This window comes from Prevotella jejuni (genome assembly GCF_900187995.1).
GTDB classification, from domain to species: Bacteria; Bacteroidota; Bacteroidia; order Bacteroidales; family Bacteroidaceae; genus Prevotella; species Prevotella jejuni.
Genome location: NZ_FZNZ01000012.1, coordinates 89,792 through 106,054, shown reverse-complemented (window position 1 = coordinate 106,054; position 16,263 = coordinate 89,792). Strand labels below are relative to the sequence as shown.

The 16,263-nt window shown below is 42.7% G+C and carries 12 protein-coding genes; 8 read left to right on the top strand and 4 right to left on the bottom strand.

Going from position 1 to position 16,263, the window contains the following annotated elements; genetic code table 11:
• The first annotated feature begins 51 nt into the window (after window positions 1–51).
• From CHB62_RS06210 to CHB62_RS06180, 7 genes are all read left to right on the top strand, one after another.
• Window positions 52–1,644 (top strand): Lcl C-terminal domain-containing protein, encoded by a 1,593-nt coding sequence (locus tag CHB62_RS06210; protein WP_089366131.1) that lies wholly within the window; start codon window positions 52–54, stop codon window positions 1,642–1,644.
• 478 nt (window positions 1,645–2,122) lie between these two features.
• Window positions 2,123–2,578, top strand: coding sequence for an HU family DNA-binding protein (locus tag CHB62_RS06205; RefSeq protein WP_089365196.1), 456 nt, complete (start codon window positions 2,123–2,125; stop codon window positions 2,576–2,578).
• Between the two features lie 1,065 nt (window positions 2,579–3,643).
• On the top strand, window positions 3,644–4,555 hold the full coding sequence (locus CHB62_RS06200) for a glycosyltransferase family protein (protein WP_089366130.1): 912 nt from the start codon (window positions 3,644–3,646) through the stop codon (window positions 4,553–4,555).
• Window positions 4,556–4,714: 159 nt separating this feature from the next.
• Window positions 4,715–5,752: a DHH family phosphoesterase gene (locus CHB62_RS06195; protein ID WP_089366129.1), complete on the top strand. Its 1,038-nt coding sequence runs from the start codon at window positions 4,715–4,717 to the stop codon at window positions 5,750–5,752.
• A gap of 82 nt (window positions 5,753–5,834) precedes the next feature.
• Window positions 5,835–6,344, top strand: coding sequence for a nitroreductase family protein (locus CHB62_RS06190; RefSeq protein ID WP_089366128.1), 510 nt, complete (start codon window positions 5,835–5,837; stop codon window positions 6,342–6,344).
• A gap of 252 nt (window positions 6,345–6,596) precedes the next feature.
• The gene (locus CHB62_RS06185; RefSeq protein WP_013264763.1) at window positions 6,597–6,974 is read left to right on the top strand and encodes a YccF domain-containing protein; all 378 of its coding nucleotides are present in this window, start codon (window positions 6,597–6,599) and stop codon (window positions 6,972–6,974) included.
• Window positions 6,975–7,086: 112 nt separating this feature from the next.
• A complete protein-coding gene (locus tag CHB62_RS06180; protein ID WP_089366127.1) occupies window positions 7,087–7,752 on the top strand; it encodes a hypothetical protein in 666 nt (221 codons plus the stop codon).
• Between the two features lie 64 nt (window positions 7,753–7,816).
• Here CHB62_RS06180 and CHB62_RS06175 read toward each other — a convergent pair whose 3' ends face one another.
• Window positions 7,817–8,221: a hypothetical protein gene (locus CHB62_RS06175; protein ID WP_089366126.1), complete on the bottom strand. Its 405-nt coding sequence runs from the start codon at window positions 8,219–8,221 to the stop codon at window positions 7,817–7,819.
• Between the two features lie 151 nt (window positions 8,222–8,372).
• Here CHB62_RS06175 and uvrA point away from each other — a divergent pair, with 151 nt between their 5' ends.
• Window positions 8,373–11,246 (top strand): excinuclease ABC subunit UvrA, encoded by a 2,874-nt coding sequence (gene uvrA / locus CHB62_RS06170; RefSeq protein WP_089366125.1) that lies wholly within the window; start codon window positions 8,373–8,375, stop codon window positions 11,244–11,246.
• A gap of 518 nt (window positions 11,247–11,764) precedes the next feature.
• On the opposite strand, the gene CHB62_RS06165 is transcribed toward uvrA, so the two are convergent.
• Genes CHB62_RS06165 through CHB62_RS06155 form a run of 3 tightly spaced genes read right to left on the bottom strand, consistent with a single transcriptional unit; the run spans window position 11,765 to window position 15,486 of the window.
• A complete protein-coding gene (locus CHB62_RS06165; RefSeq protein WP_089366124.1) occupies window positions 11,765–13,294 on the bottom strand; it encodes a peptide MFS transporter in 1,530 nt (509 codons plus the stop codon).
• Window positions 13,295–13,318: 24 nt separating this feature from the next.
• A complete protein-coding gene (locus CHB62_RS06160) occupies window positions 13,319–14,068 on the bottom strand; it encodes a porin family protein (RefSeq protein ID WP_089366123.1) in 750 nt (249 codons plus the stop codon).
• Between the two features lie 26 nt (window positions 14,069–14,094).
• Window positions 14,095–15,486 carry an amino acid ABC transporter substrate-binding protein gene (locus tag CHB62_RS06155; RefSeq protein WP_089366134.1) on the bottom strand — a complete coding sequence of 464 codons (1,392 nt, stop codon included), beginning with the start codon at window positions 15,484–15,486 and terminating at the stop codon, window positions 14,095–14,097.
• Between the last annotated feature and the right edge of the window lie 777 nt (window positions 15,487–16,263).

Genomic DNA, 16,263 nt, shown 5'->3' with positions numbered 1-16,263 from the left:
TCCATCATGGAAAGACTAACAGAAAGTAATAAACTAAAAGAACAACGAAAAATGAAGAAAACAATGAAACAGCATTCATTCGCATCACGTTTAAAGTCTCTGGCACTTGTGTTCGGCATAGGTTTGGCTTTTGCTTCTTGTGCCAATGAGGACATAGCGCAGAATCCCAATGGCAAAGATTACGATGCAAACCTAACAACTTTCTCAACAGGTGACCCAACAACCCGTACATCAATGGAAAGTGACGGTAAATTCTTTTGGGAAGCAGGCGATAAGATATACGTAAAGGACGATAACGGCACTTGGAACGCAAGTAGCAATTCGCCAACAGGTAAAACTGCTTACTTTAAGTTCAAAGTTCCTGGCACATACACAGCTCACATGTCTTACGAAGTTTATTACCCTGGTAAGAATGGCAATCAGAACCAAGTAACAATCGCCGCAAACCAAAGCCAGGCAGAGCCAAACAGCACCGCTCATTTTGGCGCATCAGGCGATTGTGGTATGGCAACAGCAACACGCATAGCAAGCGAGCGTAATTTTAACTTTACACTCGACCATAAGGCAGCTTACCTTCTCTTCTTGCCACGTACCAGCAATACCATTTTACAGGGCTGCTACTTGACTAAGGTAGAGGTTAACTCAGACAACGACATTACCAGTACTTATACGCTCAACCCAACAACAGGCGAACTAACAGGGACAGGTACAGGCAACCAGATTATCGTTTCAACAGGTGGTAGCGGAATATACGCTAATGGATTTCCTTTAAATAATAACGCAACAAGCGCAGCTACCAACGGTGCATACGTCGTAATAAAGCCAGGAACGCACATACTAAAGATACGTTATTGGGTGAAGGACGTTGCAACTGGTACAGAGGGAACTATAACCAAGACATTATCATCAGCAACCTACGACCAGAATAAGTATTATAATATCACCGCTAACCTTGATGTAACAAACTACGACGGCGACCATTATTATATGTGGGATGCCCAGCAGCAATATTGGTATGGTTACGAATGGACAAAGCACTTGTCAGGAAACACAGGTCAGCCAACATTAAACGGTAGCAGTTCATCAAATTACCCCCAGAGCAACGCTGACTCACGTTACTACAACGAGTATTACCCAGGTTATGGCGTAAGTAATCCAGCTACCCACGCATCATGTAAAGACCTTCCTAATGCTAACGAGATGTCTTGGTATTGCATGTACGGCGATCCTCGTTGGGACGGCGATGAACTTTGGACTACTATGGGTCATTTATATAAAGGTGGCATGTGGTTTAAGAAGAAGTCAGTATTACAAGCCGAGCATAATTACGACACAGAGAAATCCGCCGATAATACAACTGACTTGCGTACAACATACAAGTTTTATAACAACACTAACAGTAGCATCAACACCTCCGGCCTTCCTTCTGCAGCCGATGCAAACAAATATTTCTACCTGCCCGCCTTGGGTTTCTACTTCTCTGGTCAGCTGATCAATGTTGGCCGCGATGGCTACTATTGGTCGTCGAGTGCTTACCCATGGAACAGTTACTATGCGTACCGCCTGGGCTTCGACAGTGGTAGCGTCAGCGTGAACAGCTACAGCAACCGCATCAACGGGTACAGGGCGGAGGCGCTTCAGTAGTTCTCGCGATAGCCCCTTTACAGGTGTCGCCCTCTAAAAGGCGACACCTAAAGAACCGCCGTAAGACCCCACCCCGGCCCTCCCCGAAGGGGAGGGAGTGCCTAACGGATAGGGTTTCTGTTAAATGCGTATTCCGTTGCTGCGCTCACCGTATCTACGTGTTGGCAGATACGTATTTAGCTACTCGTAGATACGCATTGCGCAGCCGTTAGATGCGTATGTAACGGCAGCGCTCACCGCATTCAGCAGCAGCGCTCACCGTATCTAACGGCACGTAGATACGCATTGCGCAGCAAGGGAATACGTATTTAGCGGGAAGAGGATGTGGAAAGGAGGAAAGAAGAGACGATGAAAGGCAGGAAATGAACCAAGAAAATAGAATGGGGCAGCATGAAGAAGCACAAAGAAAGCTGCAGAGGCGTGCTGCCCTACGCTATGATAATAAGAATCTAATGTATAACTTTAAACACGAAGAATTATGAAAATTCGTTTAGTACCAAAGAAAAATCCGCAGAAGCGGGAGGAAGTAAAGTTTTATGCTAACCCTGTTAACCTTGGGCATAAGTCGCTCGACGACATTGCACGTGACATTGCGGGGCGTTCGTCCTTGACACGTGGTGATGTGTCGAACGTGTTGTATAACTTTATCGATTGTCTGCCCCATTATCTCCGTGATGGTTTCAGCATTCAGTTGGGCGAGTTTGGCTCAATGCGTGTCACACTATCGAGCAAAGGAGCCGAAAAGGAGGAGGATTTTAAGACCGCAACCATTAAGCCCCGTGTTGTCTTCACGCCTGGCGGAGAATTAAAGCGAGAGTTAGCCGCTAACTCCTATGAGTCGGTGAGGAAGAAGGAGGAAGCAGAGAAAGACAAGAAAAAGGAGGATAAGAAAAAGAATGGAGGAGGAAGTGGGCCGGTAGCGGGCCAGGGATAGGAAAGGATATTGGGCCAATGGGCCTAATAAGGCTAATAAGGCCAATAGAGCCTATTAGAAAGAAGAACAAGTTCGGTTTTAATAATACTGAATTGATTAATTTAGTTTTAATTATGTTTCCAGCGGGAAGCCATTGATGTGATATCAATGACGATACATCGGTAATTTAATTTTCGTTTCTTGCCCCTATCACCATCCTTGGTGTCATGGGGCAAGTTTTTTTGTGGTAGCTCGTTGAATTTTTTCTCACAGATTTTAGAACGTAAGAAACTCGTTGGGGATTTTATCTCTCACAGATTTTCACAGATGAACAGAACCCTTTCAGCGAACAGGGAGAACCCACAAACGCCGGCAAGCGACGACAGATATCACAGACCCTTTCTGCTAATTTCGGTTATATCGTTCTGTGTTATCGGTTGACTTAATGTCTCTGTGCGCCTTTGTGATTTCTGTTCTTCTGTGCAGTTCTGTGAGAAAAAAAGGAGAACATGAGAGAGAGCGGCCCCTCCCCCAACCCCTCCCCCGAAGGGAAGGGGCGTGATCACCGAGATACCCTATAATGAGGGTGTACGCTTCGTTCTATCTTCTTATCAACAGCCCTATAGGGGTAACCTCACATACTACGCCCCTTCCCTGCGGGGGAGGGGTTGGGGGAGGGGCCGCTTCCTTTAACGTTAGCTGAAAGGCTCTGTGATATCGGTTGACTTAACGTCTCTGTGCGCCTTTGTGAAATCTGTTCGTCTGTGTAGTTCTGTGAGAAAAAAAAGAAGAACATGAGAGGGAGGGGCCGCTTCCTTTAACATTAGCTGAAATGCTCTGTGTTATCGGTTGACGTAATGTCTCTGTGCATCTTTGTGATTTCTGTTCTTCTGTGTAGTTCTGTGAGAAAAAGAATACAAGTGGCTCGATAGATGTTCTGAATGCCATTATATAAGAGCTTTAGTTTATAACACCAAATCTCAGAAGAGTCCCCATAATTCACAATACAAAATAATAGTTTATCCTATATTTTTCTTACCTTTGCAATCAGAACATAAAATATAGTTTAACGAAATAATAAAGAAAATGAAACCTACATTATTACTCCTTGCGGCAGGTATGGGAAGCCGCTACGGTGGGCTGAAGCAGCTCGACGAATTAGGCCCTAATGGTGAGACCATTATGGATTATTCTATCTATGATGCTATCCAGGCAGGATTTGGTAAGATTGTCTTTGTTATCCGTAAGGATTTCGAGGAGCAGTTCCGCAGCCAAGTTCTTTCAAAGTATGAGGGTCATATCCCTGCAGAACTTGTATTCCAGAGCATTGATGCACTGCCAGAAGGCTTCTCTGTACCAGAAGGTCGTGAGAAGCCATGGGGTACAAACCATGCGGTATTGATGGCAAAAGATGTTATCAAAGAGCCTTTCTGCGTTATCAACTGCGATGACTTCTATAACCGTGATTGCTTCAAGGTTATCGGCAAGTTCCTTGCTGACCTCCCAGAAGGTGCAAGAGACAAGTATGCAATGGTTGGTTTCCGCGTAGGTAACACACTGAGCGAGAATGGTACTGTTGCTCGTGGTATCTGCTCTACAGATGCAGAAGGAAACTTGACAACTGTTGTTGAGCGCACAGAGATTGAGCGTCGCGATGGCGAAATCAAGTACAAAGACGACAATGGCGAGTGGGTAGCCGTAGGCGAGAACACTCCTGTATCTATGAATGTATGGGGTTTCACACCAGACTACTTCGAGTACAGCGAGGCCTACTTCAAGGAGTTCCTCTCTGATCCTAAGAACATGGAAAATAAGAAGTCTGAATACTTCATCCCATTGATGGTAAACAAGCTCATCAACGATGGTACATCTACCGTGAAGGTGCTTGACACTACCAGCAAGTGGTTTGGCGTAACATACGCTGCCGACCGTCAGAGTGTGGTTGACAAGATTCAGTCACTGGTTGACGATGGCACCTATCCTGCTAAATTGTTCTAATTGATATCCCTGCCTGGGTACTATTTCCACATACATCCTTTGATATTATTCAAGATGTAAGACGGATATCCAGGCAGGGCTTTTTTATCTCTTACATCTCTATACACATCGGGCATAATAGCCCAACCAATTTCAAACACACCAAAGCTTACAGCCGTAATGGAATTAAACCTATTGAATCAAGAAGAAATTGTGACGCTTCGCAACCTTCTCTCCAATGCAACAAACATCGTAATCTGTGCGCATAAGTCGCCTGACGGTGACGCAACAGGTTCGTCACTGGCATGGATGCACTATCTGAACCAGATTGGCAAGACTAATATCAAGGTATGTATGCCTGACGCTACACCTGATTTCCTGCATTGGCTACCAGGACATAATTCCATTATCCGCTATGACAGACGACCCAAAGAGGTAAAGAAAGCTTTTAAGGAAGCAGACCTCGTTTGCTGTCTTGACTTCAACCAGCGTTCTCGTGTAGATACGATGCAAGAGGTATTGGACTCTTCCAAGGCCCCTCGCCTACTCATCGACCACCACTTAGAACCTGAGACAAACAACGCCTTGACGGTTTCACACCCAGAGATGTCAAGTACATGTGAGATTGTCTTCCGTCTGATTAGTCAGTTAGATGGCTACGAGAAGATGACAACCCAATGTGCGTCTTGCATTTATTGTGGTATGATGACAGACACTGGTGGCTTCACCTATAATTCGTCACGCCCAGAGATATTCTATATTATCGGTCAGCTTCTTGCAAAGAATATTGATAAGGACGAGATTTATAACCGTGTATTCCACAACTACTCTACCAATGCCCTCCGCCTCCGTGCACACATTATCCTCAATAAGATGAAAGTGATTGAAGAGTTGCATGCGTCTTACTACACCGTAACAAAGGAAGAGATGGCACAGTTCCATTTTATTAAGGGAGACATGGAGGGACTTGTTAATATTCCACAGCAGATTAAAGGACTTAAACTAAGTATCTCATTACGAGAAGATACAGAGAAGCCTAAGACCGTACTCGTGAGTCTTCGTTCTTGCAATGGGTTCCACTGTCAACCTATGGCAGCAAAGTTCTTTAATGGTGGCGGTCACGCTGACGCATCAGGTGGAAGACTAAATTGCACCATCGAGGAAGCAGAACAGATTGCCATTAAGGCGATATTATATTATAAGGAGGAATTGCAATAGGTAAAATCCTCCATAGAAAAAGCATCAACAACATCGTATCTCATAGCCTACTCCCTGTTGAAAGGCCTTTATTCTTCACATTATGAGCATATTAGAACTGTCCCAAAAGCGCTTTTCCGTACGTAAATATAGCGACAAGCCTGTATCAGAAGAGGACTTACAATATATTTTAGAATCAGTACGTATGGCCCCCTCAGCTGTCAACAGACAACCATGGAAATTTGTCATTGTGAAGTCTGAAGCAGCTCGCAAGCAACTACAAGAATGCTACGACCGTGAATGGTTCAAGTCCGCACCACTCTACATCATTTGTATGCGTGAGGTTAACAGCAACTGGATACGCAAAGAAGACAACAAGCAGCATGGCGATATTGATGTTGCCATTGCTACTGAACATCTTTGCTTGGCTGCAACAGAGCGGGGCTTAGGTAGCTGTTGGGTATGTAATTTCAATGTGGCTAAATTAAAGGAGACATTCCCATACGTTGGGTTTGAACCTGTTGCCATCATTCCTATCGGTCACATAGCTGACGACTGTCCAACGAATGAGAAGAAGCGAAAGACATTAGAGGAAATTACAGACATCATATAATCTTCATAACAACCTTTGTCGTTTGGTGAACATTACCCGTAGAGATTGGTCATTAGTCGACTTATAAATATAATGTAACAATCATCGAGAATCTTTTCTCTTATCTTCATACAATACGCAGAAGGTCCTCAACACACAAGATGAAGCCAGTGTGAACAGTAAGATATTGTAAGAATTAGATTCAAAACTTACCTTATAATATTCAAGCAGAGGAGTCATCTGCTTATCAACATCATTATTCAACAATCAATTATGCGTATTCTTGGAAACATTATATGGTGGATATTCGGTGGCTTAGAAGCTGCCATCGGATATTTTACAGGTAGTTTAGCACTTGCCATCACCATTATCGGCATACCAGCTGCAGTACAAACATTCAAGCTCGGACTCTTGTGCCTATGGCCTTTTGGGGCAGAAGTGAGAGATGGAGAAAGTCTTTCAGGCTGTATCACCATTCCACTCAATATCATTTGGATAATCTTTGGTGGTTTATGGGCATGTCTTATCCACATCTTCTTTGGACTACTTCTTGCCATCACGATTATAGGTATTCCTTTTGCCAAGCAACACTTCAAAATGGCAGGCCTGTCCCTTGCTCCATTTGGTAAAGATGTTGAGCTTAACTTTTAGTCTAAAGCCGAAAATAAAGACATTTCTAAAACATTTGAATTAAATTCTTTTAATTCCTTGGTAGAACTATTAAAAGTCAGTATCTTTGGCAAAAACAAAGGAGAAAAAGCCCATGATTACGCAAGACAATTTCAACCAAGAATACGCTGACCCGATAGAGGAGCAGCAGATTCGCCATTTCGTGTGCATCGAAATGGGGCGACAGATACACAGATATATCAAAGCTATGCACGGCAGCAAGCAACAGATGTTACGTTTTGAAGAGCATCTGAAAGACCTTCCTATGAAGGAAAAGGAGGCTGCTATCGCCCGATACATCGATTTGAATCGCAAAGCTATCAAAGGGTTAGACATGAAGATCGTCTTAGCCCGTGCGATGGCCAACTACTCTGACACCTTCGAATACCTCGTTACATTGGTTAACGATAAGCGAAAGATGGTGAAGTATCTGAACCTCATACGTGAGATATACATTCAGTATCACGAGGTTATCGAACGGAAAGGAATGTTTGGAATCCTTGACCATAGAGGACGTATACTCGTTGAACCAAAGTATGAGTTTCTTCGTACTTGTTATGTATATGTCGACGACTTACGTACTATGCCACTCATAGCCCAGTTAAACGGCAAACTTGGTTTGATACTCCCCGATGGTAAAGATACTATCATTGCACCTTTCATCTATGATAGTATATCATTGAGAGATGAACCACCTTATTTCGAAGCAAAGAAAGGAAACAAGGAAATTCTGCTTAACACGGATGGTGAGGAGCAATAATACCCAAAAAGAGCTGTAACTGCTAATGCGGTTACAGCTCTTTTTTATTACGATAGAATCTTCTTTAAATCTTCTTCAACAAAGCAGTCAAACCAGCAAGTTGCTCCTGCCACATAGTAATCTTACTATTCACCTTGCCAAGGTCGACTCCCTGATTTAGTTCAGGAGAATCACGCTGCTGCTGCAACAAACTGATATACTGATTAACAAGTGCTATCTTAGCCTTAACAGTCTTCTTCTTAGGATAGCCACGTTTCTCTACCTCGCGCTGATACTGCTCAGATATAGTATTAATCTGACGACCACACTCTTCATACTGGCTCAACCATTGCTGGTAAGCAGCGCTATTCTGCTTGTTCTCAAACTGTGTCGTGTTAGCAGAATCACTCTTCTGCTCGTATGAGCTTTGTGCTATACCCATCATTGGGAAAGCCATCAAAGCAATAACCAATAACTTTTTAACTCTCATAATTGTGTTCTTTTAATATATAATATCGCTGCAAATATAAAGTAAATATCAGAAAGAACCAAAGTTTTTTTGTAATTTTGCATATTCCGATTAGCCCTTTAAATCTCTTTTAAGGGTCTATAAGAGTAAATATAGAATAAAGTTGAGCAATATGAATAAGTATATTGAGGTAAAAGGAGCCAAGGTTAACAACCTAAAGAATATAGACGTAAATATTCCTCAGGGACAATTTGTCGCCATCACAGGCGTATCTGGTTCAGGTAAGTCATCACTTGCCTTTGATACGCTTTATGCTGAAGGACAACGCCGATATGTGGAGAGCCTTTCTGCTTATGCCCGTCAGTTCTTAGGCAGAATGTCGAAACCTGAGGTCGATTTCATCAAAGGACTTCCCCCTGCTATAGCCATTGAACAAAAGGTTATATCCCGTAATCCACGTTCAACAGTGGGTACTTCTACCGAGATATACGAATATCTCCGTCTTCTCTATGCTCGCATTGGTAGGACCTTCAGTCCAATATCTGGCGAGGAGGTGAAGCATCACTCTGTTGAAGACGTCATTGAGAAAGTCATGTCGTACTCAGAAGGAACAAAGTTCTGTATCCTCGCTCCACTCCACATTGTCGAAGGACGAAGCATACAGAACCAACTTGAGATGGAGATGCAGGAAGGTTATGCACGTATCTATGTAGATAACGACTTTATCCGTATAGAAGATTGGCTGGAACAGAACCCTGCTGACGACAACAACAAAGCTACAACTAAGGATAAGACAAAGAGTATCTATCTTGTCATCGACCGCCTATCCGTTGACAGCTCTAAAGACACACTGACCCGACTCACCGATTCTTGTGAGACAGCCTTCTATGAGGGCGATGGCAATATGCAGTTAATGATTCTGCCAGCCAAGCTTACTTACGATTTCTCTACACGCTTTGAAGCAGACGGCATACGCTTTGAAGAACCGAACGATAACATGTTTTCGTTTAATTCTCCCCTCGGAGCATGCCCTACTTGTGAGGGTTTTGGTCGCGTCATTGGCATAGACGAGAAGTTAGTTATCCCTGACTCTTCTCTTTCTGTCTATGATGGTTGCGTTCAGTGTTGGCATGGTGAGAAGATGGCAACATGGAAAGATGAGTTCTGTAGACGTGCAGCTAAAGACAATTTCCCTATCTTCAAGCCTTATTTTGAACTAACAAAGGATGAGAAGGAAAGTCTTTGGAAGGGTCTGCCAAGCGAAAGAAAGAAAGACATCCACGACCGTATCTGTATTGATACCTTCTTCCAAATGGTAAAGGAGAACCAATACAAGATTCAATACCGTGTCATGCTCAGCCGTTATCGTGGTAAGACTGTTTGTCCTGACTGCCATGGCACAAAGCTAAAGAAGGAAGCTACATGGGTGAAGATAGGTGGTATGGCTATCACCGACCTCGTTGATATGTCTATTATCAACCTCAAACAATGGTTCGACAAACTGGAACTAACTGAGCATGAGCAAGAGGTCAGCAAGCGACTAATGACCGAAATAACAAGTCGTCTACAGTTCCTTTTAGATGTAGGACTCGGCTATCTCACCCTCAACCGCCAATCAAACACACTGAGTGGTGGTGAAAGTCAGCGCATCAACCTTACAACCTCCCTTGGTTCTTCCCTCGTTGGCTCACTCTATATACTTGACGAACCTTCCATTGGCTTGCATAGTCGAGATACGGATCGACTTATCCACGTACTCAAGGAACTTCAAGCATTAGGCAACACCGTAGTTGTCGTAGAGCATGACGAAGAGATTATGCGTGCAGCTGACTACTTAATTGATGTCGGACCAGATGCTGGACGACTGGGTGGAGAGATTGTATTTGAAGGTAAAGTATCTGACATCAAACGAATAAAGGGAGACATCAATGATAAAAACAATGCTGAGTCAAAGCAACTCCTTGAGAAGTATCCTCGTTCATACACCATTAAATATCTGACGGGAGCGGAGGTTATTGAAGTTCCAAAGAGTCGTCGACCATGGAATATGGCCATAGACCTAAAGGGAGCTCGCATGAATAATCTCAAGGGAGTAGATGTTAAGTTTCCTCTGAACGTCTTTACTGTGGTGACAGGAGTTAGCGGTAGCGGTAAGTCTTCCCTTGTGAAAGGAATCCTCTATCCTGCCCTCAAACGTCATTTAGATGAGGTTGCCTACACCCCTGGCGAATATTCTTCTCTTGGAGGTGACTGGAAACAGATTAAACACGTGGAGTTTGTGGATCAGAACCCTATCGGTAAGAGTACACGCTCTAACCCTGCGACATACGTGAAGGCATACGACGAAATCAGAAAGCTATTTGCTGACCAGCAGTTATCAAAGCAGATGGGCTACACCCCACAGTATTTCTCATTCAACACTGAGGGTGGTCGCTGCGAAGAATGTAAGGGTGCGGGTGTCATTACAGTAGAGATGCAGTTTATGGCAGACCTTGTCTTGGAATGTGAGGAGTGTCACGGACAACGTTTCAAACGTGAGATTCTCGACGTACAGTTCCAAGGTAAGAATATCAATGATGTCTTGAACATGACTGTGTCTGAGGCTATTCAATTCTTCAGTGAGCACAAACGCAAAGCGATTGTCAACAAACTTAAACCGTTGGAAGATGTTGGATTGGGCTACATCAAACTCGGACAAAGTTCTTCTACCCTCTCTGGCGGTGAGAACCAACGTGTGAAACTCGCCTACTTCATCGGACAGGAACAGCAAGACCCAACGCTCTTCATCTTTGATGAACCAACAACAGGTCTGCACTTCCATGATATCGATCGGCTACTCCATGCTTTCAATGCGCTTATCGAACGTGGCCACACCATATTGGTTATCGAACACAACCTTGATGTTATCAAGTGTGCCGACCATGTCATCGACCTTGGTCCTGATGGAGGTGATAAGGGCGGAAACCTCGTAATAGCTGCTACACCAGAAGAGGTGGCTCGCTGCAAGGAGAGTCTGACAGGTAAGTATTTGAAAGAAAAATTATAAATTCACGCCTTGATAAGCATTAATCCTATCACAACAGATTGATAACACCTCCCTTCACAGGCGTTTCTTGGTGGTATTAAGACACACTGCAACATAAATCAGTCGACTGAATCTTTTAAGACAGTCGACTGATTTTTAAAAAGGTCAACCCTTTTGAAGAAAAAGGTTGACCTTTTTGAGAGAAAAGGTTGACCTTTTTGAGCAAAAGGGTCAACCCTCTTTAGGAGAAGCGTCGACCGCTTTGAAAGCTATTACCATAACGCTGTTATCTGCCACATGCGTACATCCTCTAATCTGCTATAAGCAGTTAGGCGGATTCTATACGCTATCTGATTACAATAACATAGGTAATAGACTCATTATGACTATACCACCAAACGTCGGTATTGTAAGTAGACAAATAAAAAGGCTGAACTCATCCATTGAGCTCAGCCCTTTTTATATCATTGTATGAAACTACCAGAAAACTATATCAAAAGACCCATTTACAGTAGTCATACGTTCATTCTTGTATTCTACTATGCAACCTTCTCCAAACGCTTCATCATCAAGAACATGAAACCAGCGGAGAGGAGACAAAGTACAATAAAGACAGACCATACAATTGTCAGAGGTATGTCATTCCACAAGTATCCGCCGACACTAACAAGCAGGTTACCGATGGCTGTAGCAACAAACCATCCACCCATCATCGCGCCCTTATACTTTGGAGGTGCAACCTTACTAACGAAGCTGATACCCATAGGACTCAGCAACAGCTCACCGAATGTAAGAATGAGATAGGTACCAATCAACCAGTTACCAGAAGCAAATGGAACAGTCTCTCCTGCAGCCTTTGCTGCAGCCTGCGCATTAGGAGTTAGCAAACCACGTGATGCCCAAACCATAAGCAGATAAGCACAACCTGCAATAATCATACCGTAAGCTATCTTACGAGGAGCCTTTGGTTCCTTACCTTTAGCTGCTAAAGCACCAAAGATTGCCATACTGACAGGAGTCAAAGCTACTACATAGAATGGGTTAAACTGCTGGAAGATAGGAGCACTAACATCAACAGGACCACCGATGTTATGATACTTATAAACCAATACTCCTACGGCTGCAAGGAATACAACAGTAGAAATCAGCTTAGCCTTAGAGGTCTTGCTCTGGAAGAATGACATAAGACTGTAAACCATGAAGATAATCATCACAAGGTTGATTACATCAAATGCCATTGTCTGAACACCCTCTGCCTTTGGACTAACAAACTCATCAGCAAAGTAATTCAAGGTAAGACCATTCTGATGGAACGACATCCAGAAGAAGATAACAACAGCAAAAACAAGACAAAGAGCAACGATACGTTCCTTTGTCTGCTGTGGTGTGAGTTCTTCTCCAGCAACAGCAGTATCAGTTTTCTTGGTCTGACCTGCTCCAGCCTCTACATGCTTAAAGGTGCTACGGAAGGCATAATAGATAATCATTGAGATAATCAATGACACACAAGCAACTGCAAAAGAGAAATGATAGGCGTCATTACCAGAATAGCCAAGTGACACTTCAGCCCAATCCCTAATTTTCACAGCTGCTGTAGGAGCAAAGAGAGCACCAATGTTGATAGCCATGTAGAAGATAGAGAAACCTGAATCGCGCTTTGCTGACAGCTCTGGTGCATCATAAAGATTACCCACCATCACCTGTAGGTTACCCTTGAACAAACCTGTTCCAAGACTAACAAGTAGTAAAGCACTAAACATTGCTGCATAGCCCATTACTCCTCCACCCAATGGGATAGACAAGAATAAATAGCCCGCAAACATGACGATAATACCAATAGTCACCATCTTTCCATAGCCAAACTTGTCGGCCATAATACCACCTATCAATGGTAAGAAATAAACTAAGGCAAGGAAAACACCATAAATCAAGCCAGCGGTACCACTAGATAACCCGAAATTGGCTCTTAAGAATAAAGTGAATACGGCTATCATGGTGTAATAGCCGAAACGCTCACCGGTATTGGCTAATGCCAATGCGTACAGTGCTTTAGGTTGGTTCTCAAACATAATGATAAAATTATAGGTTAATTATTACTTTGTTCTTACAATGTCAAAAAGGTAAGTAGCCTTAACAACAATATTGCCGTAATTAGATTTGCCGAAAAAGTCTTTCTTTGAGCTTCCATAAATATTGCCCAATCCATAGTAATAGCGGGCTTCCAGCAAGAAATGTCCTACTTGGCGATTGCTATACTCCATTCCTAAACCAGCAGCAATACCGTAGTCTAACTTCTTTTCTACAGGCATTGACTCCTGTGCAATTACCGTATTACTCCGCCCAGTACCATCAGTAGCAAGATTTGGGGTGTCATAGTTTTTTGATGTCGACTCTCCCAAATAGATTCCTAACTGTGGACCTGCTTGGAAAAAGAAGTTAAAACCGTTTTGTTCACGTCCCCATGCGAGATGTGCAAAGATTGGTATTTGAATATAGTTTACAGTGTGTGAATACTCTTCAGCGGCCCCGTTAGAGTTGATAACAGGCTGATCAGTACCCGTCAGTATCTTCTCCTTCCATCCTACTGAAGCGTAATTGACTTCACCATAGATAGAACAGATAGTATTAAAATACTTCTCGCACACATAACGCACACTCAGTCCGCCCGTTAACCCACCGTGCATGGATTGTCTTACACTCGGAGTGAAGCCCACATTAGAGAGGACATAACCACCATTAACACCAATAGCGAGGTCATCACGATGGTCTCCTATCTGCGCTGCTGCAGTCAGCGGCAGCGCAAATAGAATAACAGCTAATATTCTTGAGCTTATTTTCTTCATCTCAGGATAAGATACTCTTCTTCAGATTAATAGACAAGATTCTCCATTGTCTGGTCTGTCTTAAAGTGAACCAGTTGGAAGTTATCATTGATATACCCGCCCTGTCCTACACGAACAAAGTCGTAACGAGTCTGTAACGGACGATACTTAACCTCGGCAGCAGAACCCTTGAAATCCTTTCCATGTGCTTTCAAACCACGAACAAAGAACTGTGCTTGGTCGTAGCCTGTTATTGCCATACGTGGAATAAACTGCTTTGACATCGGCTCGCCATACTGTTCTGTATATTTTGCCTCCAACTCCTTTGTTTTATCTGCTGCCTTATTATAGTAATAGGTAGATGGGATATAAGTGTTATACTTGAAGAACTGGTCAAGATCATAATCTTGATAGACAAACCACTGATTGTATCCAAACAGGCTGATAGCCACACCAGGACGTGCCTTCTTCAACTGATTTAATTTCGCAAAGACCTCATTCAACTGCGGACTCTTCTCTGAATTGATAACTACAACATTTGGACGAGTTGACTCAAAGTGCTTTGAGAAATCTGCATCTGATGACTTTGAACTCGTAAGATTATACTTAATCTTCTGTAAATCGAGCTGTCTTCTCAAAGTCGTTGTGAAGTCGCCCACCTGACTTGTTGCGTCCTTGCAATTAACAAAGATAGGATGGTGTGTTTTCTGAAAACGCTCTAAGAAAGCGGCTATGGCCTTATTCGTTAACGAAGCGTCAGTTTGATAAACCTGGAAAACATTTGGATTCGTCTCCACATCAGTCGCTGTTATTGAGAATGGAATAACGAGTTTTATGTCATACGTACGACAGAAATCAGCCAAAGGCTTTACCTGCTCTGAATAAAGAGGACCGAAGATAACATCCAATTTAGAAGCGTTTGGCTCCAACAATGTAGTTCGGATGTCAGCACCCTTTGGTACGTTCCATGCATGAACATCAGTCGTAATACCCTCACTCTTCAACTGGTTAAGAGCCAACAAGATACCACGATAGTATTCAACCATACGTTTACCATCTCCATCTTGGTTATGCAAGGGTAGCATAACACCAACACGAATAGCATTCACAGCCTTCGCAGCAACCTGATTAGCGGTAGCCTTTGCCGCAGCCTTCTTGTCTACCTTACCTTTTATAGACCCGTCAGCTTGGAAATCTCCCTCCTTTGAATAAGGAACAAAGATTAGGTCGCCCTTCTTCAGTTCGTATCCTGCTTGCTTCATCAAAGGGTTTGCTTCTATAAGTTGTGGGATGGTAACACCATACTCCTTGGCTATTCCGAATATAGTCTCCTTGCGTTTAACTTTATGTTGGTCGTGCCATTGAACACTTTGTGCCAATAAGCTATAACTAAAAGTCATCGCAAAGAATAACAAAAGATATTTCAAATACTTTTTCATAAACATACTGTTGGTTTCAAAAAGATTTAATTACAACTGCAAATATACAAAAGAAATCTGTAATCAAAAGATGTAGAATGATAAAAAACACAAAAACGTTAATAGCAGATAATTTATTTGTGTACATAATAACGTTCTTGTATAATTTTTTAGTAATCTATTGTTCGATGTTATCTTAGGTTCTTCCGAGTTATAGAAAGATAATGACTCACTCACCAGAGAGAAACGATTACATATCTTACAAGAATAGTTTTATTTTAAGTTGCTGTCATATTTAACATTTCATACAATCTCACTGTAAACCAATAAGTTAACATCTTAGAATCTATGACAGATATGACAGGAAAAATAATTTGAGTGAATTGAGCTGTTATAGCAACTTTTCTTCATTCATGCTTGATAAGAAGACAAAAAGCAAAAAGTTCAAAGAAAAGGACTCATCCTACTTCTGCCTTGACGCCTTGACCATTCCTTATACTCTTAGACTGCATCCCATTTGTACGCAAAGACTATGATATTCTGTGAGAACAAACTCCCCTTCTCCTTCCATCAGTATCTTCTATAGGGGGATTTCAATCAGCTCTCAATAGTCCGAAAGGGCCAATAAGAACATGAAAAATCATTACATAAAATTAAACCAATTATCCTCAACATAAGGCTAACCTTTCCTTAAAATACAAGTTTATAACATTCAACAAATCAGCATATTACAAACAGCGTCGAAGAAGGGGCCTTTCTTGCTTCAAGAAGGGCGTCTTCAATAGGCAAGAAGAGCAT